Genomic DNA, 25078 nt, shown 5'->3' on the forward strand with positions numbered 1-25078 from the left:
GTTCTAACAGTCGCCAGAAGCGCCAGAACCGCCGCCGATCTCACCCGCCCGACTGCGGCAGCAGCCCGCCGGTCGTCGTCGGCCGCCCGCTCGGCTGCGAAGGCCGCGACTGCGTCGTGCTCGTCCCCGGGGACCCCGGCGAGTTCGACGTGCTCGGCGGGTTCCCCGACGTCGTCCCAGTCGTCCCGCCGGTCGCCCCGGTCGTGCCCGTCGTGCTCGACGGCGGCGTGACCGGCGGCTGGTACGTGCTGGTCGGCGCCGGCGGCGACGGCAGCCCGGTCGAGGACTGGCCCGGCGTCGAGCCGGTGGTCCCCGGCGTCCCCGAGGGCGACGAGCTCAGCGGGTTCATCGGCACCGCCTGGTTGTTCTGCGCCGTGAACGTGAACGACTGCGCCTGCGTCCCGGCGACCGCCTTGTTCATGTACGCCGCCCACAGTGGCGCCGCCACCGCGCCGCCACCGACGGTGTCCTTGCCGGCCATCCCGTTGATCGGCATCAGTACCCCGCCCTCGGTCTGGCCCCAGACCGCGACCGCGGTCGACAGCGTCGGGGTGTAGCCGACGAACCAGACCGAGCCCAGCTTGGTGCCGTCGCCCGGCAGGTCGGTGGTGCCGGTCTTGCCGGCCACGTCGCGGCCGTCGGACAGCTGCGCGCCGCCGCCGGAGCCGTTGGTCACCACGCCCTGCAGCCCCTGCGTCACCTGGTCGGCGACGACCGGGGTGAAGGCCTGCTTGGCCAGGCTCTGGTGCGCGTACACGGTCTTGCCACCCTGCACGACGCTGGCCACCGTGTAGGGGTCCACCTGCTCGCCGTGCGCGGCGAAGGTGCCGTAGGCGCTGGCCATCGACTCGGGGTTGGTGGACACCACGCCCAGCGGCAGTGTCGGCAGCGACTGCTCGGCGGCGGTCACCGGGATGCCGGCGGCGCGCGCCGCGTCGGCGACCTTGGTCATCCCGATCTGCTGGCCCAGCTCGACGAACACCGAGTTGATCGACTGGTTCAGCGCGTACTGCACCGAGACCTGGCCGTAGCTGGTGCCGCCCTCGTTCGGGATCACCTGCTGGGAGTTGGGGACGCGGAAGGGCGAGTCGCCGTCGAAGGTGTCGTTGAGCGTGCCGCCCTTCTGCAGGTACGCGGCCAGCGCGAAGGTCTTGAACGACGAGCCCGGGGACAGCGTGCCCTGCCAGGAGGCGTTGAAGGCCTGCTTGGCGTAGTCGTCGCCGCCGTACAGGACGCGCACGGCGCCGTCGCCGGGGACCACGGTCGCGATCGCGGTGTGCACGTAGCTGTCCACGGACCGCTTGGTCGGGTTGAGCTGGCTGGTGATCTGCGCCTGCACGGCGGCGGCCGCGTCGTCCTGCATCTTGGAGTCGAACGTGGTGTTGATCGTGTAGCCGCCGGTGACCAGCTGCTCACGGGTCAGGCCGGTCTTCGCCTCGGCCTCGCCGATCGCCGCCTCGACCAGGTACGGGTCCTGGTTGTCGCTCTGGCTGCTGGGCCGGGGCCAGGCCGCCAGCGCCGGGAACTGCACGGCGGCGCGGTCGGTCTGGCTCAGCTTGCCCATCTTGACCAGGCCGTCGAGCACGTAGGTCCAGCGCCCCTGGAGCTTGGCCATGACGTTGGGGTCCTTGGGCGCCAGCTCGTAGTACGACGGGGCGTTCACCAGCGCGGCCAGCACGGCGCCCTCGGCGACGCTGAGCTGGCCCACGTCCTTGTTGAACCAGGCGCGGGCGCCCATCTCGACGCCGGAGGCGCCGCGGCCGAAGTACACGGTGTTCAGGTAGCCCTGCAGGATCTGCGACTTGGGCTGCTGCTGGGAGATCTTCAGGGCTATGACCGCCTCCTTGACCTTGCGCGACAGCGTGCGCTCGTCGGTGAGGTAGGCGTTCTTCACGTACTGCTGGGTGATCGTCGACCCGCCCTGGGTGGAGCCGCCGCCGAGGTCGTTGACCAGGGCGCGGGCCGTGCCGGTGACCGAGATGGCGCCGTCGGACCAGAAGTTGCGGTCCTCGGCGGACAGGAAGGCGTTCTGCACCTGGGCCGGGACCTGCGAGAGCGGGACGTCCTGGCGGATCTCCGGGCCGCGCCGGCCGAGCACCACGCCCTTGTCGTCGACGACCGTCAGGTGCTGCTGGGTCACCGACTCGTTGATCGGCGGGACGTCGATGGAGGCGTAGACCGCCCAGGCCCCGCCGGTGACCAGCAGCACGAACGCGATCAGCGTGCTGGCGACCAGCCGCCAGGACGGCAGCCAGTGCCGCAGCCCGGACTTCCCACGGCGGGGATAGTCGATCACACGCAGGGCCATGGGGAACGGCTCCTCATCCGGGCCCCTGCCGACACGGCAGACCCCTCGCAGTCATTGTCTTCGGGCGTCAAAACATCAGACCATCGTGAACTGAAAATTCTTAGAAAATCCGGAGGAAACGGTCGTGATCCACCTCTCATCACGGTATGCGTCCCTCCGCGGACTCATCGAGTAGTTGCGAACTCTTCGCAACTGCAAAATAATCGCGTCTGGGGCGGGCAGGTGTCCTCCCCCGCCGCCGGCCCCGGCGGCGACTTTGTACCGAGCACAGGGGGCGTCCCGCGCCATGACCGCGACCACAGCAGGTGGCACCGACAGCACCGGCCCCGCGCAGCCGGCGGGCGGGTCGGCGGGCGGGCCGGCCGGGTCCCGACTGGCCCGGATCCGGGCGAGCCTGACCCCCGCCGAGTGGGGGCGGGTCGGGGGCATGTTCGGGTTCATCGCGCTGCTGCACGTCGTCGGCTGGGGCATCCTGGCCGTGATCGTCGTGCCCGGCCACTACAAGCTGCAGGGCGGCCTGTTCGGCTTCGGCACCGGCCTGACCGCCTACACCCTGGGCATGCGGCACGCTTTCGACGCCGACCACATCGCGGCCATCGACAACACCACCCGCAAGCTGATGGCCGAGGGCAAGCGGCCGCTGTCGGTCGGCTTCTGGTTCTCCCTGGGGCACTCCACCATCGTGGTCGCGCTGACGCTGCTGCTGGGCCTGGGCCTGAAGGGCCTGGGCGTGCAGCTCACCGACGACAAGTCCGGGCTGCACAACTTCGGCGGCCTGGTCGGGACCACGGTCTCCGGCACCTTCCTGTACCTGATCGCGATCATCAACCTGGTGGTGCTGGTCGGGATCCTGAAGGTGTTCCGGCAGATGCGGCGCGGGGAGTTCGACGAGGCCACGCTTGAGGAGCACCTGAACAACCGCGGCCTGATGAACCGGTTCCTGGGCAAGGCGATGAAGGCGGTCAACAAGCCCTGGCAGATCTACCCGGTCGGCGTGCTGTTCGGCCTCGGCTTCGACACCGTGACCGAGGTCGGCCTGCTGGTCCTGGCCGGCACCTCGGTGGCCTCCGGGCTGCCCTGGTACGCGGTGATGTGCCTGCCGATCCTGTTCGCCGCCGGAATGTCGCTGCTGGACACCATCGACGGCTCGTTCATGAACTTCGCCTACGGCTGGGCCTTCTCCAAGCCGGTGCGCAAGGTGTTCTACAACATCACGATCACCGGCCTGTCGGTGGCCGTGGCGCTGATCATCGGCACCATCGAGCTGCTGAGCATCCTGCAGGACAAGCTGAACCTGACCGGCGGCTTCTGGGACTGGGTGGCGCACGTCGACCTGAACAGCATCGGCTTCGCCATCGTGGGCATGTTCCTGGTGGTCTGGCTGGCGGCCGTGGCCGTGTGGAAGTTCGGCCGCATCGAGCAGAAGTGGACCGCGGCGATGCCGGTGGCCGAGAAAGTTACCGACCAGTAGGATCATGGCATGACCGCAGCAGAGCAAGAGCCTTTCGACGTCGGCGCCTTCCTGACCGCCGCCGTCCCCATGGTCGGCACGCTGGCGTTGGAGTACGTCGAAACCACGCCGGAGCGCGCCGTGCTGAAGTTCCGGGACCAGCCGCAGTACCGGAACCACATCGGCGGCCCGCACGCCGGCGCGATGTTCACGCTGGCCGAATCCGCCTCCGGCGCGATCGTCACCGCCGCGTTCGGCCACCTCATGGCTGAAGCCACCCCCCTGCCCACCACCGCCACCATCGATTTCAAGAAGGTCGCGCGAGGCGACGTCACGGCCACAGCAACCCTCGGCCGCCCCGTGGACGACATCATCGCCGAGCTCAAGGGCGGCACCCGCCCCGAGTTCCCGATCCATGTCGCCATCCAGCGCGACGCCGACGACGCCGTGACCGGCGAGATGACCATCATCTGGACCCTGCGGCCCAACAACTGACCCCACCCACCGACAGCGCACGCGTTATCGGCCCCTGCTTATAGAACGCCGGGAACCCCGAAAAGGTTGCCATTCCGCGGTATGCGGGCCCGCCGGAGGATCACCACCGCCGACGGGCCCGTCCCTGTTCAGGGAGCTGATTCACCGTCAGGAGACGGCGTCGTGAGGCGCTGCCCGGGCCCGCGCCGGACACCCGGTCACGACACGCACAGCACCGACCCCTGGGCCACCGCGCTGAGCACCCGTGCGCCGTCCTCCGCCACGGCGTACAGGTCGCACCGGCACACGGCCTGGCGTCGTCCGGTGTAGGTGACCTCGGCTTCGGCCTGCAGCGTCACCCCGGACGCCGGTCGGACGTAGCTGATCGTGACCCCGCTGGTGAGCACGTCCGGGCCGAGCGTCGTGCCGGCCGCGAAGGTGATGGCGTTGTCCGCCGCGTAGGCGAGCACGCCCCCGTGGAGGAATCCGTTTTGCTGCTTGAGGTTCTCGCGGATGGGGACCGCCAATATCGCGCGCCCCTTCTCGAAGACCTCCACGCGCGCCCCGAGGAGGACGCTGAACGGCTGCGCGGCAAGGACCATGCGCGCCGTTTCGATGTCGAGGGTGACCATGGAGGTCCATTGAGCGGATCTCAGGGCCCGGCGTCAAATCGGGGACCGGGGACCGCTCCCCGTGGCCGGGAAACGCAAATGCGCCGCGCGTACCGTAGATTCCTGCCGTGGACCCCGACACACTGCCCGCCCCCCTGCCCCGCGGCAACCACGGCCTGAGCCGCGAGGACGTCAGCGCGGCACAACGCGGGCGGCTGCTGAACGGGATGCTGGAGGTCGTGGCGGAGAGCGGGTACGCCGCGGCCACGGTCGGGGCGGTGCTGTCCCGGGCGCACATCTCCCGCCAGACGTTCTACGAGCACTTCACCGACAAGCAGGACTGCTTCCTGGCGGCGTTCGACCGCTCGGCGGACAACTTCGCCCGCCTGATCGAGCAGTCCCTCGGCTCCCCGGGCGACCCGGCCCTGGTCCGCCTGGACCGGATCATGGAGGCCTACCTCGGCGCGCTGGCCGGAAACCCGACCAACGCCCGCGTCTTCATGATCGAGATCTACGCCGCCGGCTACCCCGCGGTCACCCGCCGCCTGGCCCGCGCGGAGGCCTTCGCGATGAACCTGGCACAGGCCGTCACGATCGGCCGGCGCTGGCGCGGCGGCCTGGACCCGCTGTTCGTGGCCCGGGCCGTGACCGGGGCCGTCGGCGGGCTGGTGACCGAGCGGATCAACGCCGGGGAGGTTGCGGCGCTGCCGGCGCTGCGGCCGCAGATCGTGGCGCTGGTGGAGGCTTTGTTGGAGGCGGATGACGGGTGAGGGGCGAGGGACGGCGGGTGAGGGACGGCGGGTGAGCGGCTCCGGGCGAGCGGCGCCGGGCGAACTGCTCCGGGCGAGCAGCGGCGGGCGAGCGTGATCGGCCTGCGGCGGCCGGATCAGCCGTGGTGGTGCCCGCCGCCGACGTCGCCCGAGCCCATGTGGTGATGGCCTGAGTGAGAGGTGTCGATCGACGTGTGATGATGGCCGCCGCTGGAGCTGTGCGAGCTGTACATTTCGAGCCTGTACTCCTGGCGCAGGACCAGCGTCAGTTCTTTGGTCATCTTCGCGATTCCACTGGACAGCGCCTCGGCCACGGCGTTCGCGAACTCGGCGTCGGCGGCGGTCACCACAGAGCGCATGCTCTCGGCGACTCCCTGCGGAACGGTGAACCGGGCCAGCCGCCGACGCGCCACCAAGCGATGCGGCCCACGGTAGAGGCGCGACCCGAGACCGCAGACGTGCACGATGCCGGCCAACGCTTGGTCCTCGACCGTGGCGGACGCCGCGCCGTGCGCCACGCCATCGATCCGAGCCCACGCTTCGGCCAATCGTCCGTCATCGCGCACCGTGATCCGCGTCGTTCGGGCGAGCCCCTGCCCGCGATACTCGACCCGGATCACCTGCTGCCGCCCCAACAGCGCGATGTACTGGCCGAGCGTTCCAGCCTCAGCCGGTTTCCCCCGCAGCCACGCCTCGACCTTCGGCGGCTTCACCTCGGCACTCAGGGAGCTCAGGCTGTGGTCCAACAAGCGATGCCCGACAGGCGAGGGATCCTTAGTCGCGATCCGCCCCTGCTCCACGACGACCCGCCCGCCCAAACTCAGCTCGATCAGCTCCAAGGCCCGCAACGCGGGCGACATGCGTTCGACGTTCCGGACCCTGCCGTTGCGCGGATGCACGGCAAGCAGCAGAAGATCCTCCCCCAGTGTCATAGCTCTGAGGCTAGAGGCATGTGGCGTTCTGGGCTATCACCGCCGCAGCAGAAGGTTCACATCCCCGAACTCATGCCACAGATACCGCCCCGCCAACGCCGCGTCGTAGCTGGCCCGGATCAGCCGGGGCCCGGCGATCGCCGTCAGCATCAGCAGATGCGACGCCTCCGGCTCGTGGAAGCCGGTCAGCAGTCCGTCGACGGCGCGGACCCCGCGCTCCGGCGTGATGATCAGCTCGGTCCATCCCTGCCTGGGATGGACCGTCCCCTCCTCATCGGCTGCCGATTCCAGGGCTCGGACTGCCGTCGTGCCGATGGCGATCACGCGGCCGCCTCGGGCGCGGACGTGGTTGACCAGCTCCGCTGTCGCCGCGGGGACCGAGTACCACTCCGCGTAGGGCTTCTCGTGCGCCTCCGGTGAGGCGACGCCGGTGTGCAGTGTGATCGGCGCGATGTAGACGCCCTTGGCCACCAGGCGGGCGACTACGTCGGTGGAGAACGGACGGGCCGCGCTGGGCATCTCCGCGCTGCCCGGGACGGCGGCGAACACCGTCTGGTACGCGGTGATCGGCCAGTCCCGGTCGACGTAGTCGTAGCGGATCGCGCGGCCGTGCCTGCTCAGGTAGTCGGCGACCGACATCCCCAGATCGAGCCGCGCCACCCACAGCCGGCTCGTGTACGGCCGCAGCAGCGTGACCGTCGCGCCGCCGGTGACGCGCAGCCGCAGCCCCGGCACGGCCGGGCTGTCCGGGTCCGGTGAGCCCGGCTCCAGTGCGAACGGCTTGGTCGACCCGTCCCCCATCGGCCGGCGCAGCTCGACGATCCACGCGTCCGGGTCCTGCGGTGTGCCGGTCGACACGTGCAGCACCACCGGGGCGCCGGAGTCCAGTGTCACCGCGTCCAGCGCGGCCGGCAGCGTTCCGGAGTTGTTGACCACCAGCAGGTCGCCGGGCTCCAGGACGTCCGGCAGGTCCGCGAACACGTAGTGCGCGACCTCGGGGTCGTCGGCGCCCCGCCCACGCGCGACCAGCAGCCGCACGCCGTCCCGGTCCAGGCCGCGGGCCTCGGCGGGCTTGCCGGCCAGCAGGTCGGAGGAGACGCGGAACCCCGGGCCCAGCGGTCCGGCCGGCATCGGCCCGGGCCGAGAGGACGCGGCGGCGTCGGAGTCGGAGACGTTCACGACAGTGGGCTCGTGCAGCAGAACCCCCATGTCAGGCCACCTCCACACCGGATGCCGCAGAAGCCTCGGAGGCCTGCGCCGCCTCGGCCGCGCCACCCCGCGACAGCAGATCAGCAGCCTGATACCGCCCCGAAGGCCGCCGCTCGTCGATCAGCCGCAGGAAGGCCGGCACCACCGTCTCCGGCAGCGGCAGATCGCTGATGTCCTCGCCGGGAAACGCGTCCTGGTGCATCTGCGTCCGCAGATCGCCCGGATCCACCGCCCACACCCGCACCTGCGGCTCCTCCAGCCCCAGAATCGCCGAGGCGTGGTCCAGCGCCGCCTTGGACGCCCCGTACCCGCCCCAGCCCTCGTACGGCTCGACAGCGGCGTCGGAGGAGATGTTGACCACCTCCCCGCCGTGCTGTCGCAGCTGGGGCAGCAGCAGCTGCGTGAGCGCCAGCGGCGCCACCACGTTCACCGCGAACGTCTCGGCCAGCGCCTCCACCGGGAACGCCGCGAGCGTCGGCATCGGCGACCCGCCGAGGCTGGAGGCGTTGTTCACCAGCAGGCTCGCGCCGCCCAGCTCGGAGGCCGCCTCGGCGAGGTCCGCGCGGTGCGCGTCGTCGGTGACGTCGCCGGCCAGCGCGACGACCGTGGTCAGCTCCGCCAGCTCGGCGCGCACGGCGGCCAGCCGGTCGGCGGTCCGGGCGTCGATCACCAGCGACCAGCCGCGCTCGGCCAGGCCGCGGGCCAGCGCCAGCCCCAGGCCCTGCGAGGCGCCGCTGATCACCGCCACCGGGTTGCTGCCGCCCCATGCGCTGTCCGCCGCCCGGCCGGGCGCCGTTTCGGCCAGCTTCGTATCGGTCTGCTTTGTCGTCGTGTTCATGCCCTTCACCCTGCTCCGCGACCCGGCCGCGGGGATCGGGCCGGGGACCGGAGTCGGGCACCGCCCTTGGTCCTAGGACCTGCGACCTAGGCCCGACCGGTCCCCGGCCCGATGGGGCCGCGCGATCATCGGCGATACCCTGCGAGCATGAGCCCGCAGAACGCGCTGGACACCATGCGCCGCCTGTCGGCGGCCGTCCTCGCGGTCAGCCGGCACCTCGCCACCGACGAGGTCCTGCAGACGATCGTGGCCACCGCCCGCGAGCTGATCGGCGCCGAGTACGCCGCGCTCGGTGTGCCCGACGGCGCCGGCAGTTTCGCGCAGTTCCTCGTGGACGGCATCAGCGACGAGCAGTGGGCCGCGATCGGCCCGCTCCCGCGCCAGCACGGCATGCTCGCCGTGATGCTGCAGGACCCGGCGCCGCAGCGGCTCCCCGACATCCGTCAGGACCCCCGCTTCCGCTGGTGGCCCAAGGCGCACCCGGAGATGGACGCCTTCCTCGGCCAGCAGATCCGCGACGGCGACGAGATCCTCGGCGCCCTGTTCCTGGCCAACAAGGCCGGCGGCTTCACCAAGGACGACGAGGAACTGCTCGGCGTGCTGGCCGGCCACGCCGCGATCGCCCTGCGCCACGCCCGCCTCTACGAACGCGAACGCGAGCTGGCGATCACCCGCGAGCGCAACCGCCTGGCCCGCGAACTGCACGACGCGGTCGCCCAGAAGCTGTTCGCGCTGCGCCTGACCTCCCAAGCCGCCGCCGACGTCCTGGACGCCGACCCGGCCCGGGCCCGCGCGGAACTGGAGCAGGTGGCCACCCTGGCCAAGGAGGCCGCCGAGGAGCTGCGCTCGGTGGTCGTCGAGCTGCGGCCCGCCGAGCTGGAGGAGGACGGCCTGGCGGTGACGCTGCGCAAGCACGTCGAGGTCCTGGACCGGGTGAACCAGACCGCCGGCGGCCCCCGCGTGACGTTCGAGGGCGCCGACGTCAAGGCCCTGTCACCGGCCGCGGAGGAGGTCTTGCTGCGCGTCGCCCAGGAGGCCCTGCACAACGCGCTGCGCCACGCCGACGCCACCAAGATCAACGTGCGCCTCCACGAGCACTGCCCGGCCGGCACCAAGTCCTGCGGCGGCGCCGCCCTGGAGGTCGTCGACGACGGCGTCGGCTTCGACCCGGCCGCGGTCCGCCGCGCCGGCCGCAGCCTGGGCCTGGTCTCGATGCGCGACCGCGCCAAATCGGTACGCGGACGCCTGGACGTCACCTCGGCGCCCGGGGCGGGAACGACGATCCGGCTGGAGGTGGACCGTGGGCGCGCGGCCTGAGGTCATCAGAGTGTTGATCGCGGACGACCACCGCATGGTCCGCCAGGGCCTGCGCACCTTCCTGGAACTGCAGGAAGGCATCGAGGTGGTAGGCGAGGCGGCGGACGGCGCGCAGTGCGCGGAGCTGGCGGCGGAGCTGAAACCGGACGTGATCCTGCTCGACCTGGTGATGCCCGGCGTGGACGGCGTCGGCGCGATGGAGCTGCTCCGCGAGGCGGGCTCCACGGCCCGGGTCCTGGTGGTGACCAGCTTCACCGACCGCCGCATGATCATCCCCGCGATCCGCGCCGGCGCCCGCGGCTACGTCTACAAAGACGTCGATCCCTCCGCCCTGGCCGCGGCGGTCCGCTCAGTCCACGCCGGCCATGTCCTGCTGGAACCCGAGGTCGCCGCAGCGTTGCTGGACTCCGGCGGCGGCAACGGCGAGACGGGGCCGCAGGCACCGCCGCTGACCGCACGGGAGCGTGAGGTACTGGTCCTGATCGCCCAGGGCCGCTCCAACCGCGAGATCGCCCGCGCACTGGTGCTCGCCGAGAAGACGGTGAAGACACACGTCTCCAACATCCTGATGAAGCTCGGCGTCGCCGACCGGACGCAGGCCGCACTGTGGGCGGTGCGGCACGGGATCGCGCCGGAGGATGAGGAGCGGGGTTCGGCGCGGGGTGCTTCGCAGCAGGTGTAGTACAGACCAACCGCACCCCGGTCGGCTCACTTCACCCGCGCCCCGAACCGAGCGCCCCCGAGCAGCTCCAGCAGCCGATCCCAATGCTGCTGCAACCCCGCCGCATTGAACGCCGACGTGTCAGCCATCGTGAACCCGTGAACAGTCCCCGGGTAGATCTCCGAGCTGTACCGCACCCCGGCAGCATCCAGCGCCTTGTTCAGCTCGACAACTTCCTCCGGCCGCATGTCGGTCTCAGCGTGCGCGATGTGCACATCCGCAGTGATCGCCGGGATGACCACGAGGTGCGGGCTCTCGGGCATGTCGTTGACCAGCTTGCCCGCGTGAAACGACGCGACAGCCGCCACCCGCTCGGGAAACGCCGCAGCCGTGCGCAGCGCCTGCCCGCCGCCCATGCAGTACCCCATCACAGCGACCGGCCCGGGCGTGACCCCCGGCTGCTCCGACAGGAACGTCAGGTACGCCTCAGCATCGCTGAGTCCTCGCTCAGCAGTCTGCGCATGCACCATCGGCATCAGCTGCTCGACCGCCTTGGACCGCTCCTCGTTCCCCACGAAGTCGGGCAGCTCGATCAAGGGCGCCGCTCCATGCCGGTAGAACACGTTGGGAACCAGCACGTAATACCCGTGCTCGGCCAGCTCAACAGCCTTGCGCTCCAGCTCCGGCCGAATACCGAAGATGTCCATGTACAGCAGCACCCCCGGATGCTGCCCGCCACCCTCGGGAAACGCGGCAACAGCATCAGCCTGGCCGTCGGGGGTCGGAATCTGCAGCGCTACGGTCGGCATGGTCTCTCCTACGTTCCTGCGGCGGTTCTTCGGCGGTCCGACCAACTCTTCCACGATCCCGCGCCCCGCGCGCACAACCCTCAGGCGCCCTCCACGACCCCGGCAAGCCGCGCGCGCCGCGCAAGCCCAAACTCTGCAACAGCCCCGAAAGCCGCCTTCGGCTCCCAGTTGAGCTCCGCATACTCCCCCACCGCCACCCCCGCCGGCAGCACCCTCACGATCCCGAAACTCGCCGCGTCGAAGTCCCGCTCCGGCTCCAGCTCCCGATCCCCCAGCGTCGGCAAATCCCAGCGCGCGAAGGTGTAGACGAACGCCGCCTCGACCCCGGCAGCGTCGTAGATCCCCAGCATCTCCCGCACATAGCCGGCCTGTTCCTCCTCGTCGCGAACGGTCCCCTCCACCATCCGCACCGGCCACGCGTCCTCACCCCACTCCACAATCGCGGCCCCCCGAGACGCCAAGGCAGCAGCACCACGAAACGCGCCACAGCCGAACTCGGTAACCGCAAACGGCTTCCCCTGCGAGACCTGAGCCTTCAACGCCTCAGGAAACGTCGCAGCATTGCCCGCATCCCGGTACCCGGCATCACTGGCGATCACATCGAACAGCGTCCAGTCCACCCGCTCGAAAGCGACCGACGCATACCCGACCGCCCCACGAAACCGAGCCCGAACCTCGACGGCGACCCGCGCCAAGAACGCGTTCAGATCAACACTCAGCTGCGGCAGCAACCCCCGAAACCGCACCGGATCGCGCAATACTGCGGCCCGCTCCTGAAACGTGTCTCCCGGCAGGAACCCGTCGGTGAACAACGTGATCTCCGACCCGGTGAGAAAGACCACCCGCGCCCCCTCGGCACGCAGCCGCTCAGCACGCTCAGCCGCATCAACCAGGAACCCGAACAGCTCCTCCTGACTCAGACCATTGGTGAACGGGCAGTACCAAACCTCCAACCCGACCTCAGCCGCCGCCCGTGCGGCGATCTCCAACCGCTCCGCGACCCCGCCAGTGATCCGCACCGCATCGCAATGCAGGTCCTCGCGGATCACCCGCATCTCACGCTGCACAATGTCCGGCAGGAACGGTTCGTGGTTGGTGGTTCCCGCGGTCGTGAAGCCGGTGTCGTACGTGACGCCGAAAACGCGCATCGCCATCTCCGATCACGGAAGCAATTTAGGGTACGCAGCGTACCCTATCCCCGAGAGGACCACCCGCCATGCCGCCCGACCAGCACCGCGACACCCCCACCCGCCGCCGCGGCGCGGAGCTGGAGGACGCGATCCTGCGGGCCGCTGCCAACGAACTCCGCGAATCCGGCTACGCGGGCATGACGATGGACCGCGTGGCGCAGCGCGCGGGAACGAACAAGAACGCGATCTACCGCCGCTGGCCGGCACGCGCCGCCCTCGGCGTGGCGGCGTACCGGCACCTGATCGCCGGAGAGTTAGAGGTCCCGGACACCGGGACGCTTCGCGACGACGCCCTGGCCCTGCTCCGAGCCGCGAACGCGACCTGGTCTTCCCCCCAAGGCGCCGTTCTCCGCAATCTGCTCGCGGCAGCGGCAGACGACCCGGACCTGCTCACCTTCCTTCGCGAACAAGCCGGCGGCAACGCCATGGACGCCGCATGGCTGACGCTCCTGAAGCACGCCGTAGCACGCGGCGAGGCGCCGCAGGAAGCCGTCCATCCTCGGGTCGCCTCGCTACCGATCATGGTGCTGCGCGGCGAGTACGCGGTGCGCGGCCTTCCCGAGGTCCCCGACGAGGTCGTGGTCGAGATCGTGGATGAGGTCTTCCTACCGCTGGTGCGAGGGCGGCGCGCCGCATCGACGTGAGCAGGGCCAACGCGGAGCCAGAAGCGCTCAGAAATCGATGCGCATCACAACACGCCGCAGCGTCGGCCGCGCGACCTCGACGAACCCGGCGTCCTCGAACATCGCCTTAGTCCCGACATGCGCCTCGCCCCAGGGCACAGGCTCGTCGGGCCCGGTGACCATGGGATATGCCTCCAGCGCCTTCGCACCCCGCTCGCGCGCGAACGGCACAGTGGCCTTGGCCAACTCCCCGGCGATGCCCCGCCTCCGGTGCCCGGGCCGGGTGTGGAAGCAGGTCACGGCCCACACCCCGGAGTCGTCCTTGTCCTCGCTGCGCCCCGGCCACAGAACGCGGCTGCGACGCAGCGCGCCGAAGGCCGTGCGCGGCTCGACCGAGACCCAGCCGACCGCCTCACCACGCTCCCCGTCCTCGCCATCGCCACCGCCACCGCCACCGCCACCGCCACCGCCACCGCCACCGCCACCGCTATAGGCGACAAGGCCGCTGGTACTCTGCGCCTCCGGATCGCCGCACGACGTCTGCGTCTGGAGCCGGAAGGCCCGCTCCTCGTCGGAGACGTTCTTCCAGTCGCTGCCGGGGCTCTTGAAGCGCTGGCAGTAGCACCGGCACCCATGGCAGTTGGCAGACCGGAGCACCGCTTGCAGGTCCGGCCAACTGGCCTGGTTCGCCGGGACGATCACGGCGTGTTCGCCTCCAGAAGTTGAGGGATCGCGTTCCGCAAATATAGACGCGCCCCCGGCTTGTAGTAGTGAACTCCGTCCCAGCGGTAGGAGCGGCTGGCGGCGATGATCGGGTCTTGGCAGAACTGCGCCGGCGGGTAGAGCGCGCGGACGTGGTGCGCCGGGTCCTGGGCGTAGGACGCCAGCAGGGTGTTGACGTGGGCGACGCGCGCGTCGTCGCCGCGCTCGGGCCACAGGCCGCCGGAACTGTCGGCGGTGTGGGTCGGCCGGTAGCAGGGCAGCAGCGCCAGGTCGAGCTGCGGCAGGCCGGTGGCCTTCAGGGTGCTGACGGTCTGGGCCAGACGGTCGGTGAAGTACGCGTCCCAGCCGGAGCTGCCGAACGGCAGCGCGGCGCCGTCCACCTGCTCGTCGAACAGGTCCCAGGCGCCGACCATCAGCAGCGCGGTGTCGGCGCGGTCGCGCTCGATCCGGGAGGCCCACTCGGCGACTGCCGCGCCGCATTCGGCGTCCAGGTCGCGACGGTCGCCGGCGCCGCTGCTGATGCGGCCGCCGAGGAAGTCGCAGCCCTCGGTGGTGTCGTCGAGGAGGTGGACATAGGCGGCGGTGTCCGGGGGGCGGTTGAGGTAGAGGGTCATGCCCTGCGAGTCGCCGATCAGAGCCACGCGCGGCGGGTGCGCGGGACGCGGCGGGAGCGCGGTCGGGTAGGAGGGCGTGCCTGCGTCTCCGCCGAAGGTCACGGCATGCGGGTGAGGTTGCGGTGCGCTGCCGTGGGGTTCGTCCAAGGCCGCGGCCGGACGGTTGTCGACGGCGACGGCCCGCGCGTCGGCGGGGTGCGCGGCTACGGTCGTGACCAGCGTGTCGGTGAGCATGGCGGCCGCCGCGAGCACGGCCAGCGCCGACCCGGCGGTCGCCAGCGGTACGCCGAACTCGCGCCGTTCGAACGCCTCGCGAGCCCGCGCGAAGGCACGGCCGAGGGCGCCGTGCCGGATCGGCGTCTCGATGAAGCGGTAGGTGAGGTCGGCAAACACCACGGACAGCAGGATGCGCACCAGCAGGACGGTCTGCGGGGGCCATGCGACGTCGACGCCGGGGCGGGTGACGTCGAAGATCGGCCAGTGCCACAAGTAGAGCGCGTAGGAGCGCTCGCCGAGCCAGACGAAGGGCCTGCCGGACAGCAGCCCGGACACCGCGGTGCCGGAGACCAGGGTCCTGATGAGGACGGCGGAGGCAACGGACACCGCGATCAGGCCCACCGGATAGAGCGTGGGCGAGGACGCGGGGACGACGGCGAAGGCCCACAGGATGCCGGCCAGCGTGAGGAACGACACCGATTCGATGGCGACGCGGCGCGCGGTGCTTGCGGCAGAGCGTGCTTCGAGGTCGGCCTCTGCCGCCACCGGCCGATGCGGCTTCTCTCGGGCGATCTGCATCAGCGCGGCCAGCACGCCGACCAGCAGCTCGAAGGCGCGGGTGTCGGTGCCGTAGTAGACGCGGGAGGGGTCGCGCCACGGCGAGTACAGCAGGGCGGTCAGCCCGACCGAGCAGACCGCCAGCAGCGTGGCCCACCCGACGGCGCGCCACAGGGCCCTGATGCGCTCAGCGCGCTCCGACTGCGGCGACCGGCCGAGCGCGACCAGCAGGAACGCCGGCCAGACGACGTAGAACTGCTCCTCGACGGCCAGCGACCACAGATGCATCACCAGGCTCGGACGGCCGGTGCCGCCGAAGTAGGACTGGCCCTTGGCGACGAACCACCAGTTGGTGATGTAGAACAGCGAGGCGGTGGCGTCGCCGCGGAAGCCCGCGGCCTCGCCGGGCAGCCGCAGCACCACGTAGGCGCAGACGGCCGCCAGGACGACGAACAGCGCCGGGAGCAGTCGGCGCGCGCGGCGGTGGTAGAAGCGGCGCAGGGCGACGGCGCCGGTCGCGAGGTACTCGCGGGCGAGCAGGCCGGTGATGAGGTAACCGGACAGGACGAAGAAGACGTCGACGCCGAGGAAGCCGCCGCGGGCCCGGGAGATGCCGGCGTGGTAGAGGAGGACGGCGGCCACGGCCAGGGCACGGAGCCCGTCGAGCGCGGGGACGCGGGTGAGGGTCCTGGGTGCCGGGTCCGACTCAGGATCCGACTCCGAGCCCGACTCCGCGTCCAGTTCCGGCTCCGGTTCCGGCTGGTGTCCGGGCGCCTCGATCCCGGCGATCGTCCTCAGCTCGGCGACGTCATCGGCCCGCACCCCGCCCACGGACCGCCCAGAGGCGGTGCCGAAGACCGGCAGCTCCACGAAACGATGACGCGGAAGCGGCCGCGCCGCCTCATCAGGCTCCATAAGTCCCCTTATGCACCACTTCCCTCAGGGCGTTAACGCACTTCGACGGGACTCCGGAGCCGAATCACCCGTCCAGCGGAGACGGATCGTTTAAGGATGCTTATATGACGTGCGGCCGGCGTCACCCTCGACGTAGCTGCCGCAAGGTCCATCCGCGTCCGGCCTCATCAAGGCCCTGCGTCGCGGCGGTGAACAACTCGGCCGCGCGCCGGTAGGACAGGCGGCCGCGGCCCGTCACGCGGCACAGGTCGCAGGCGGGGGTGTCGGCCGGCGCGCGCCGGTCGGTCAGGAACAGCGGGCCTGTGGGACGTCCGGCGGCGAGGAGCGCGAGGAGGCGTCCCGTCGTGGGGCGCCAGTGCAGGGGGTCGCCGGGCAGCCGGGGGTGGGTGCGGCGGCCGTTCGGGTCCAGGTCGGGGACGTCCAGGGCCAGGATGCGCTCGATGCCGCCGCCGCTGTCGTAGACCGCGTGCCACAGGGCTTGTTCGCGCAGCGGCGCGCGCAGGCGCAGGACCGCGCGTGCCTGCTCGTCACTCAGCGGCTCGACGCCTCGCGCGGACGCGGTTCGGCGGCGGATCCCGGCGGTCGGGTCGCAGGTCACCCACTCGCGGGCGCGCCACCAGGTCAGAGCGCTGCGCAGGATCGCCAGTTCGCGGTTCGCGGTGCGGGCGCCGACGGCCGCCTCGCGTGCGGCGAACCCGGCAGCCAGGCGGGACGGCGCCGAGGCGCTGTCGAGCAGCCCGAGCGGCACCACCGGCGCCGGCGCGCCCCGGCGGGCCGGGCCGACCGGCGACTCGCGCTCGACCAGCATCCAGGACCAGGTCGTCAGCGCGATCCGGTAGACCCGCTGCGAGGCCGGGCTCAGACCGGCGGAAGCCAGGAACCGCTCGACCGCGACCGCGTATTCCACCGGTGGCGCTAATTCCGAAGTTACCGCAGTAAACACGCTCTCCCACCTCCTTTCGGCTGCCTCAAAAGAAGTGTAGTACGACTGTTCAAGGAGGGTGTTTACTGCGGCAGATAGAGCAGCTCATAAAGTTTATGCAAAGAGACTCAACTTAAGCGCAGAAAACTCTTGAGCCGGTCCGCGCCGAGCGGCGACGCTCCCGATGTGTCTCGAATCTTCTCCACGCTGTCCGACAAGGACTTCCGGTGGTTCTTCACCGGCTACCTCACCTCCCGGCTCGGCACCTCCATGGCCCCGGTCGCCACCGCCTTCGCCGTCCTGCACACCGGCGCCGGACCCGGCGGCCTGGGCTGGGTGATGGCCGCGCGCATCGTGCCGGTGATCCTGCTCCTGCTGCTCGGCGGGGTGTTCGCGGACCGGCTCGGCGGCCGGAAGGTGATGATCACCTCCGACGTGCTGCGCTGCGGGGCCCAGGTCGCCTTCGGGCTGCTGGTGCTGACCGGGCACGCCACGCTGACCGCGATGATCGTCACGGCGGCGCTGTCCGGCATCGGCGAGGGCATCTTCAGCCCGTCGCTCCAGGCACTGATCCCGCGTCTCATCCCGGCCGGACGGCGCACCGACGCCAACGCCATGCTCAGCGTGGCGGTATCCAGCGCGGGGGTCGCGGGTCCGGCACTCGGCGGCATGATCGCGGCGGCCCTCGGCGGGGCGGCGGGGCCGGCGTCAGTGCTGTTCATCGACGCCGGGAGCTACGCGGTCAGCGTCGTGGTCCTGCTGCGCCTGTCGCACGTGCCGCAACCGGAGCCGGGCGAGCGGACCACGATCATCAGGGATCTGCGGGACGGCTGGGACGAGTTCCGCTCCCGGACCTGGCTGTGGCTGAGCACCGTGCAGTTCGCGCTCTTCAACGCCCTGGTCTGGGCGCCGTATCTGGTGCTGGGGCCGGTGGTGGCCGAGCACCGGCTGGGCGGAGCCGGCGCGTGGGGGCTGGTGCTGGCCGCGAACAGCGCCGGGTCGATCCTCGGCGGGCTGGCGCTGCTGGGACGCAAACCGAAGCGGCCGTTCCTGATCGCGATGGCGGCCATGTTCGGCTACGCGTTCACGCCGGCGCTGCTGGCCAGCAACCTGTCGCTGCCGTTCGTGTGCGCGGCCGCGGCGGTCACCGGGGTCGGCGGCGCGATCGGAGGCGCGCTGGACAACAGCGTGATGCAGGCGCGGGTGCCGGCCGAGGTGCTGGGGCGGATCACGGCGTACCAGACGCTCGGCGCGTTCGCGCTGGGGCCGCTCGGGCTGGTGGTGGCCGGGCCTTTGGGGGCGGCGTTCGGGATCGGGGCGTTCCTGGCGTTCGGGGCGGTGTTCCAGTTCGCGACGGTCGCACTGATGCTCGCTTTGCCCGCTATAAGACGTGTTGACCTGGAAGAAGAGGACTTGTCAGAACCCTCCGCTACGGTGGTCGAAACAGTGATCGAACCCGAATCGTCCGCACCGAGCCGGGAGCCCTCGCCGGCTTCCTCAGCATCGCCCTCGCCATCAGGAGGTTGACCATGACCGCCGAAGCCGCCGCCACCGGCACCACCACCGGCGACCGCTGGACCCGGTATCCCGACCACGTCCGCCGCCGAGCCGGCCGGGCGATCTGGGACGCCGCCGAGGCCGAGCCGGATCCGCTCCGGGCCATCGACGCCGCGCGCCGGCTGGCCGCCGACCTCGTGGACCGCCTGGCCCGCACCGCGCTCGACGGCGAACACCTGGCCACCTGCCTGGCGCACGGCCGCGGCGGCGAGCCGGGCCTGGCCGCCGACCTGGCACTGTCCCGGCGCGGACGGCGCTGCCTCACCGACCGCGAGGGCGCCGGGACGACGTTCGGCGCGCTGCTTGTGCTCGGCGCGCTCACCGGCGCCCCGATCGGGCTGATCCTGCGCAGCTGCCGCGGCCCCTGCCACACGCTGCCCGGTCACGAGTCCACGCTGCGCGGCTGGGTGGTGCGCGAGCGGCGGGCGCAGCCGATGAGCCGCGGGGCCGTCCGGACGATCGCGCACGGCGGCCGGCGGCCGCATCCTGCGCTGCCGCAGCACCCGGAGGAGGGAACACACTATGAAAAGGCTTACTCGCTGTACCAGGCTGGGGAGGACGCCTGATGCGAGGAGGTGGCGTTCGTGGCGACTGCGGATCCAGATCGGGGCGGACGCGGCGAGGGCGCGCGGTCCGGTTCGGGTTCCGGCTCTGGCTTGGGTTCCGGCTCTGGCTCTGGCTTGGGTTCCGGCTCTGGCTCTGCCTCGGGTTCCGGTTCCGGTTCCGGTCGCGATTCTGGTTCCGCTCCCGGCTCCGATTCCGGCTCGGATCGCGAGCGCCGCCGCCGGTCCTGGCGCGACCAGGCCGAGGCCGGGCGAGCCGCGTCCCGCGCTTCGCGGGCCGAGGCCCAGGCCGCCGCCTTCCGGGCCGCGCTCGCCGACCGCCTCGTCGCCGAGGGTGCGATCACCACGCCCGAGGTCGCGGCTGCCGTCCGCGCGGTGCCGCGGCATGTGTTCACGCCGGGGCTGTCGGTGGAGGCGGCGTACGCGAACCGGGTCGTGTTCGTGAAGCGCGACCGGCACGGCGTCCCGACCAGCTCCGTGAGCGCGCCCGACATCCAGGCGATCATGCTGGAGCAGGCCGGGATCCGGCCCGGCATGCGGCTGCTGGAGATCGGCTCCGGCGGCTACAACGCCGCGCTCATGGCCGAGCTCGCCGGACCGGACGGCGAGGTCACGACCGTCGACATCGACCCGGCCGTGACCGACCGCGCGCGCCGCTGCCTGGACCAGGCCGGCTACGCCGCCGTGCACGTGGTCACCGCCGACGCCGCGACCGGGGTGCCCGATCACGCCCCGTACGACCGCGTCGTCGTGACGGTCGAGGCCTGGGACCTGCCGCCGGCCTGGATCAGGCAGCTGACGCCGGCCGGGCGCGTCGTCGTGCCGCTGCTGCTGTACGGCATGACCCGCTCGGTGGCCTTCGACCGCGAGGACGACCGCCTCGTCAGCCGCTCCACGCGGCTGTGCGGCTTCGTCAAGATGCAGGGCGCGGGCAGCCACGCCGAGGAAGGACTCCTGCTCAACGAGGGTGACCTGACCGTCGCCGCCGACGACCTCGGCGCTATCCCCGACGCCACGCGCATCGAGGCGCACCTGCGTGGCCCGCGCGCCGAGCGCTGGTCCGGCGTCCAGGTCTGGCGCTGGGAGCCGTGGGACACGCTGCCGCTGTGGCTCGCCACCGCGTTCCCCGGCTACTGCCAGCTGACCGTGCACGTCCCCGGCGCCCCGGCCGCACCGGGACCGCCGGGTGCCCCGGGCACCGAACCCCTCGAACCCGCCCTGGCCACCGCCACTCCCGCCGTCGCCACCCCCACCGGCTTCGCACACCTCACGGCGCGCGCCCGCCCCGACGGCCGCATCGAACTCGGCGCTCACGCGTTCGGGCCCGACGCCGTGCACCTGGCCTCCGCCATGGCCGACAGCACCGCTGCGTGGAGCCGTGACCAGCGCCTGGGCTCGGGGCCGGTCATCACCGCGTGGCCGATCGACGGCCCGGTCCCGGATGCGGGTGTGATCGCCGTGCGGGAGCATGTGCGCCTTGCGGTGACCTGGCCGCCTGCGTCGAGGTAGGCCGAATCGGGTAAATGCACTACGTCGCTATGTGCAACGCACCGACGGGGAGGAAGACCGACCCATGCGACCTACGCGACCCGAGAGCCGACCCGAGACCCGACCCGAGACCCGACTCCGCACCGGAGCTCACACCCGCGCTTGCACCCGCACCTGTGCCGCCGTGCTGGCTTGCTGCACCGCAGCCCTCTGCCTGACCGCGTCGTGCAGCAGCGGTCACAAGAAGCCCGCCGCCTCACCGACCGGCCCGGAAGCATCGTCGACCTCTGTTTCGGGCAACGCCTCCCCGCTCACTGGCCTGCCGGGCCCGGCCGGGAAGATCCTCGCGGTGAAGATCGACAACATCGTCTACGCGCGACCCCAGACCGGTCTGGCCTCGGCCGACGTCGTCTACGCGATCGAGGTCGAGGGCGGCCTTTCGCGCTTCCTGGCCGTGTACGACTCCAACCACCTGCCGTCCGGCGGCAAGATCGGACCGGTGCGCAGCGCTCGGGAGAGTGACCTGCCGATCCTGGAGCAGTACGGCAAGGTCGACTTCGCCTACTCCGGCGCGCTGAGCGTGTTCCTGCCGGTCCTGGCCGCCGCGGACATCTACAACACCAGCCCAGACAAGGACGGCGCCGCGTTCTCCCGCGACGACTCGCGCAACGCGCCGTACAACGAGTACCTGAACCCGACCAAGGTGCTGGGCGACTTCCCGAACACCGTCGCCGCCAAGGACATCGGCTTCCGCTTCGGCACCGCACCGGCCGGCGGCGTCCCGACTGCGACTGCCACCGCGCGCATGCCCTCGGCGTCCTTCACCTTCACCTGGGATGCGGGCAGGGGCGAGTACCTGATCGCGATGGACAGCCGGGACGCCGCCACCACCGACGGCGGCGCGCTCGGGGCGCCGACGATCGTGCTGCAGAAGGTCGCCGAGACGACGTCGCCGCGCGGCTTCCACGACGTGCCCGACCAGCTCTCGCCGTACGCGCCGACGGTCGGCGGCGGCCAGGCCGTGGTGCTTCGCGACGGGAACTCGTACACCGGTACCTGGTCGCGTCCGAACGACGCCGCCACGACCAGCTTCACGTTCAACGGCCAGCCGATGCCGTTCCACCCCGGCCAAGTCTGGATCGTGCTCACGCCGCAATAGCCGGCGCTTGAGACCGACCGATCAGGCCACGAACCCAGACCTCTGCCACCGCTTCAACGTCGGCCCGCCGATCAGCCCGAGCTCCTCGAAGAACGGCACCACCTTCGCCGCAGCGCGCCGCTTCACCTCCAGGTGGTACGGATTCCCCTTCGCCATCCGCCGTGCGGCGAGCGGGTCCGCGATCCCGACCCGCTTGTACACGGCCGGGTTCACCATGAACTCGCCGACCACCACCGCACTCTCGGCCGCGACCAGCCGCGCGTGCTCGCGCTCCAGCCGGCCGGCCCGCGGAATGCGCCGCGCCAGTGCCTCCCGCGCGTAGCTGACGTGCCGCGTCTCCTCGATCACGTGGATCTTCGACACCTGCCGCACCAGGGGCTGCACGCGCTCGTCGCGGATCATCTCGCGCTGCATGACGTCGACGATCTCCTCCCCCATGAGCGTGCCCACCCACATCGGCGCCCCCTGCAGCAGCACCGGAACATAGCGGCCCAGCGTGTTGAGATACCCGGGACGCCCATAGGGCCGCGCCCCGACCGTCTCGATCATGCGGATGAACATGAGCGAATGCCGGCACTCGTCCCCGACCTCGGTGTACGCGTACTGCACATGCCGCGACTCCGGCCGATGCCGCTCATATGCCATCTTCAGCAACATGCGCATGAGGATGGTCTCAAACCAGATCCCCATCGACATGATGTTGACGATCTCCTGCTTACTCAACTCGATCCGCTGCTCCGCCGTCATCCGCTCCCACAACGGCGTGCCATACAAGGAGACGTGCTCAGGCACCGCATAGAACAGGTCCGCCGGCTGCTCCTGCTCCCAATCCACCTCGTGCACCGGATCAAACGAGTGCTTCGCGGACGCGTCCAGCAGCTTCTCCGCCACCTGCTCCCGGTCAAGCGTCCCGCGCGCCATGGTCCCATCCCCCAGCTCCAGGGTTACCGGCGGTAACCTCACGCCAAGCATGGGCCCTATTAGACCGTGCGTCAAGAGAAGTATGAAGCGTCAGTTGTCCTGTGACAGCACCTCTGAGCTGCGAAACTGCCGCGATTGAACCGCCGACCCGGGCAAACGGTTTCCAGGTGGGTTCAAGCAGCCCGGCTGCCGCGCGCGGCCAGCGCCGGGTGCGCGCCCATCGCGGCCAGGTCGGCGACGACCGCCGCCGGATCGGCGCCCGCCAGCAGCGCTGCCCCGACCAGCACCGCGTCGGCGCCGTTGCGGGCGCAGGCGATCAGGCCCGCGCGGCCTGTCGGGCCGCATTCGGCCAGCTTCACCACGCCGTGGGGAACCATCGACAGCAGGTCGTGCACGCACGCCCCGGCTGGCGCCGCGTCGGCGGTCGGCCGCACGAGGACGGCCCGGGCCCGGGCCTTCAGGGCGCGCACCAGATCCGCACCGCAGCGCACTTCGACGAGGCCGTCCATGCCGAGGGACTCGGTCCGTTCCAGCAGCGAGTACAGCGCCGAGTCCGACAGCGTCGCGGCGGGGAGCACGACCATGTCGGCGCCGCAGGCGCGGGCCTGCCAGATCCGGTAGCTCGTGTCGGCCGGTTCGAGGAACAGCAGCGGAGCCTGAATACGGACGCTGATCCGCGCCACGGTGTCCGGCTCCGCGTTCGACGGGCCCGCGCAGACGGCGATCGCGCCCGCTCCGGCGTCGACGTACCGGTTGCCGCGATCATCGGCGGCGGGATGGTTCGGATCGAGCTCGGGGATCACGGTTATGCGCTGGCCACGGAGCCGGTCCAACCCTGCGCGCGCGGCGGGACGCGACATCGCGAGCTTCTTGATCTCCTCCAGCGCGGAGAAGGCGCCTGCAGCTTCGGACTGGTACGGCACCATGGGCTGCAATGCTCATCCCCCTGAGGATCGTCCTGTGGGCCGACGTGGCCGCCCCATCCCAGCGGGACCTGCCCGGTCTACCCTTACGCTAACCGCCCCCGCACACTGATATGCAAATCAATGTTCGCCCGCCGGCGCATATGCGACCCATATCAGGCGATTCAGTCGGCATCCGCACCTCGAAACGAGGGCGCCGGGTCGCTTCTGCAAACGTGCGATGTGATGATCTATCGTGGCAACGACCGCTTCGTCGCACACGCCCCGGGGGTTCGCATGCCAGACCAATTGTTGTTCTCCTACGGAACGCTGCAACTGCCGCAGGTGCAGACCGCGCGTTTCGGGCATGAACTCGCCGGCCGGCCCGACGCGTTGCCGGGTTTCCGTCTGGAGACCGCGGTCATGACCGATCCGTCGGTGATCGCCGTCAGCGGCAGTGCGGAGCACCCGGTGGCGGTGCCGTCCGAGGACCGGGGCGACATCGTCGAGGGCGTGGTGTTCACTCTCAGCCCGGCCGATCTGACAGCCGCCGACGCGTACGAGGTCGACTATCTGCGCATTCAGGTCGCCCTGCGGTCCGGGGACAAGGCCTGGGTGTACGTCGACACCGCGACCGCCGAGGACTTCCGCGTCCGGCGGCTGCTCGCCGCGCAGGCCAACGCGCTCACGCTGTTCGACGAGGTCGTCGCGCGGAACCTGATCGTCGCCGGGGAGTCCGAGCGGGCGATCAGCGACCGGATCCGGGACCTGGCCGACGACCTGTTCGGCACCACCCGCCACTGGCACAAGCGGATCATCCGCTCCGGCCCGAACACCCTGCTGCCCTACAGCGACAATCCGCCGGACCGGATCCTGCAGGACGACGACATCGCCTTCGCCGACTTCGGCCCGATCTTCGCCGACTTCGAGGCCGACCTCGGCCGCACCTACGTCCTCGGTGCCGACCCGGTCAAGCACCGGCTGGCCGCCGACCTGCCGGCCATCTTCGAAGCCGGCCGCCGGTACTTCGCCGAGCACCCGGACATCACCGGCGCCGAGCTGCACGCCGAGATCGCCCGGCTCGCGCGGGCGGCCGGCTGGGAGTTGGGCGGGAGCGGCTTCGCCGGGCACCTGGTCGGGGAGTTCCCGCACGAGATCATGGACGCCGAGAAGATCCAGTCCTACATCGCACCGGCCAACACCACGCCGATGCGCGGCAAGGACAAGGCGGGGCGCGCGTGCCACTGGATCCTGGAGATCCACCTCGCCGATCCGGCCCGCGGTTTCGGCGGCTTCCACGAACAACTCCTCGACCTCGGCTGAACCCCTCCCGGTCGATGTGGCCGTC

General features: G+C 71.0%; 23 protein-coding genes and 1 pseudogene. 12 read left to right on the plus strand and 12 right to left on the minus strand.

Annotated features, from left to right (window positions below; all coding sequences use genetic code 11):
• Positions 1-40 precede the first annotated feature (40 nt).
• Positions 41-2308 (minus strand): transglycosylase domain-containing protein, encoded by a 2268-nt coding sequence (locus ABH935_RS01475; protein WP_370375910.1) that lies wholly within the window; start codon positions 2306-2308, stop codon positions 41-43.
• Positions 2309-2594: 286 nt separating this feature from the next.
• Between ABH935_RS01475 and ABH935_RS01480 the strand changes: the two genes are divergently transcribed.
• Positions 2595-3779 (plus strand): HoxN/HupN/NixA family nickel/cobalt transporter, encoded by a 1185-nt coding sequence (locus ABH935_RS01480; RefSeq protein ID WP_370375911.1) that lies wholly within the window; start codon positions 2595-2597, stop codon positions 3777-3779.
• Positions 3780-3788: 9 nt separating this feature from the next.
• Positions 3789-4253 (plus strand): DUF4442 domain-containing protein, encoded by a 465-nt coding sequence (locus ABH935_RS01485; RefSeq protein ID WP_370375912.1) that lies wholly within the window; start codon positions 3789-3791, stop codon positions 4251-4253.
• Positions 4254-4450: 197 nt separating this feature from the next.
• On the opposite strand, the gene ABH935_RS01490 is transcribed toward ABH935_RS01485, so the two are convergent.
• Entirely contained in the window at positions 4451-4864 is a 414-nt protein-coding gene (locus ABH935_RS01490) for a PaaI family thioesterase (RefSeq protein ID WP_370375913.1), read from the minus strand.
• Between the two features lie 107 nt (positions 4865-4971).
• Here ABH935_RS01490 and ABH935_RS01495 point away from each other — a divergent pair, with 107 nt between their 5' ends.
• Entirely contained in the window at positions 4972-5613 is a 642-nt protein-coding gene (locus ABH935_RS01495; protein ID WP_370375914.1) for a TetR/AcrR family transcriptional regulator, read from the plus strand.
• A gap of 116 nt (positions 5614-5729) precedes the next feature.
• Here the strand turns inward: ABH935_RS01495 and ABH935_RS01500 are convergent, their stop codons facing one another.
• Genes ABH935_RS01500 through ABH935_RS01510 form a run of 3 tightly spaced genes read right to left on the minus strand, consistent with a single transcriptional unit; the run spans position 5730 to position 8592 of the window.
• Positions 5730-6545, minus strand: coding sequence for a GPP34 family phosphoprotein (locus ABH935_RS01500; RefSeq protein ID WP_370375915.1), 816 nt, complete (start codon positions 6543-6545; stop codon positions 5730-5732).
• Between the two features lie 36 nt (positions 6546-6581).
• A complete protein-coding gene (locus ABH935_RS01505) occupies positions 6582-7754 on the minus strand; it encodes an S-adenosylmethionine:tRNA ribosyltransferase-isomerase (protein WP_370375916.1) in 1173 nt (390 codons plus the stop codon).
• A 1-nt stretch (position 7755) separates the two neighbouring features.
• On the minus strand, positions 7756-8592 hold the full coding sequence (locus tag ABH935_RS01510) for an SDR family NAD(P)-dependent oxidoreductase (protein ID WP_370375917.1): 837 nt from the start codon (positions 8590-8592) through the stop codon (positions 7756-7758).
• Between the two features lie 147 nt (positions 8593-8739).
• Here ABH935_RS01510 and ABH935_RS01515 point away from each other — a divergent pair, with 147 nt between their 5' ends.
• Both ABH935_RS01515 and ABH935_RS01520 read left to right on the plus strand, forming a co-directional pair.
• Positions 8740-9909, plus strand: a complete 1170-nt coding sequence (locus tag ABH935_RS01515) for a GAF domain-containing sensor histidine kinase (protein WP_370375918.1) — start codon at positions 8740-8742, stop codon at positions 9907-9909.
• Positions 9910-9943: 34 nt separating this feature from the next.
• Positions 9944-10591: a response regulator gene (locus tag ABH935_RS01520; protein ID WP_370376109.1), complete on the plus strand. Its 648-nt coding sequence runs from the start codon at positions 9944-9946 to the stop codon at positions 10589-10591.
• A gap of 26 nt (positions 10592-10617) precedes the next feature.
• On the opposite strand, the gene ABH935_RS01525 is transcribed toward ABH935_RS01520, so the two are convergent.
• Positions 10618-11379: a dienelactone hydrolase family protein gene (locus tag ABH935_RS01525; RefSeq protein WP_370375919.1), complete on the minus strand. Its 762-nt coding sequence runs from the start codon at positions 11377-11379 to the stop codon at positions 10618-10620.
• Between the two features lie 80 nt (positions 11380-11459).
• The gene (locus ABH935_RS01530) at positions 11460-12527 is read right to left on the minus strand and encodes a hypothetical protein (RefSeq protein WP_370376110.1); all 1068 of its coding nucleotides are present in this window, start codon (positions 12525-12527) and stop codon (positions 11460-11462) included.
• Between the two features lie 68 nt (positions 12528-12595).
• On the opposite strand from ABH935_RS01530, the gene ABH935_RS01535 reads away from it, so the two are divergent.
• Entirely contained in the window at positions 12596-13213 is a 618-nt protein-coding gene (locus tag ABH935_RS01535; protein ID WP_370375920.1) for a TetR/AcrR family transcriptional regulator, read from the plus strand.
• Between the two features lie 27 nt (positions 13214-13240).
• Here ABH935_RS01535 and ABH935_RS01540 read toward each other — a convergent pair whose 3' ends face one another.
• The 3 genes from ABH935_RS01540 to ABH935_RS01550 all read right to left on the minus strand — a co-directional run bounded on the left by ABH935_RS01540 (position 13241) and on the right by ABH935_RS01550 (position 17125).
• Positions 13241-13894 (minus strand): N-acetyltransferase family protein, encoded by a 654-nt coding sequence (locus ABH935_RS01540; protein ID WP_370375921.1) that lies wholly within the window; start codon positions 13892-13894, stop codon positions 13241-13243.
• Positions 13891-16218 carry an acyltransferase family protein gene (locus tag ABH935_RS01545; protein WP_370375922.1) on the minus strand — a complete coding sequence of 776 codons (2328 nt, stop codon included), beginning with the start codon at positions 16216-16218 and terminating at the stop codon, positions 13891-13893. Before ABH935_RS01545 ends, ABH935_RS01540 begins: the two co-directional genes overlap by 4 nt.
• Positions 16219-16339: 121 nt before the next feature.
• A complete protein-coding gene (locus tag ABH935_RS01550; RefSeq protein WP_370375923.1) occupies positions 16340-17125 on the minus strand; it encodes a hypothetical protein in 786 nt (261 codons plus the stop codon).
• A 201-nt stretch (positions 17126-17326) separates the two neighbouring features.
• On the opposite strand from ABH935_RS01550, the gene ABH935_RS01555 reads away from it, so the two are divergent.
• The 4 genes from ABH935_RS01555 to ABH935_RS01570 all read left to right on the plus strand — a co-directional run bounded on the left by ABH935_RS01555 (position 17327) and on the right by ABH935_RS01570 (position 21907).
• On the plus strand, positions 17327-18667 hold the full coding sequence (locus ABH935_RS01555; RefSeq protein ID WP_370375924.1) for an MFS transporter: 1341 nt from the start codon (positions 17327-17329) through the stop codon (positions 18665-18667).
• 2 nt (positions 18668-18669) lie between these two features.
• On the plus strand, positions 18670-19263 hold the full coding sequence (locus ABH935_RS01560) for a hypothetical protein (RefSeq protein WP_370375925.1): 594 nt from the start codon (positions 18670-18672) through the stop codon (positions 19261-19263).
• A 114-nt stretch (positions 19264-19377) separates the two neighbouring features.
• Positions 19378-20769, plus strand: a complete 1392-nt coding sequence (gene fxlM, locus ABH935_RS01565) for a methyltransferase, FxLD system (protein WP_370375926.1) — start codon at positions 19378-19380, stop codon at positions 20767-20769.
• A 328-nt stretch (positions 20770-21097) separates the two neighbouring features.
• Positions 21098-21907, plus strand: coding sequence for a DUF3048 domain-containing protein (locus tag ABH935_RS01570; RefSeq protein WP_370375927.1), 810 nt, complete (start codon positions 21098-21100; stop codon positions 21905-21907).
• A 21-nt stretch (positions 21908-21928) separates the two neighbouring features.
• Here ABH935_RS01570 and ABH935_RS01575 read toward each other — a convergent pair whose 3' ends face one another.
• Positions 21929-22828, minus strand: a complete 900-nt coding sequence (locus ABH935_RS01575; protein ID WP_370375928.1) for a diiron oxygenase — start codon at positions 22826-22828, stop codon at positions 21929-21931.
• Between the two features lie 173 nt (positions 22829-23001).
• Entirely contained in the window at positions 23002-23754 is a 753-nt protein-coding gene (locus ABH935_RS01580) for a hypothetical protein (protein WP_370375929.1), read from the minus strand.
• Positions 23755-24027: 273 nt separating this feature from the next.
• Here ABH935_RS01580 and ABH935_RS01585 point away from each other — a divergent pair.
• Positions 24028-24345: pseudogene (locus ABH935_RS01585) on the plus strand (gamma-glutamylcyclotransferase family protein); the annotation flags it as partial.
• Positions 24346-25053 carry a M24 family metallopeptidase gene (locus ABH935_RS01590; protein WP_370376111.1) on the plus strand — a complete coding sequence of 236 codons (708 nt, stop codon included), beginning with the start codon at positions 24346-24348 and terminating at the stop codon, positions 25051-25053.
• The last annotated feature ends 25 nt before the right edge of the window (positions 25054-25078 follow it).

This window comes from Catenulispora sp. GAS73, from assembly GCF_041262085.1.
GTDB lineage: Bacteria > Actinomycetota > Actinomycetes > Streptomycetales > Catenulisporaceae > Catenulispora.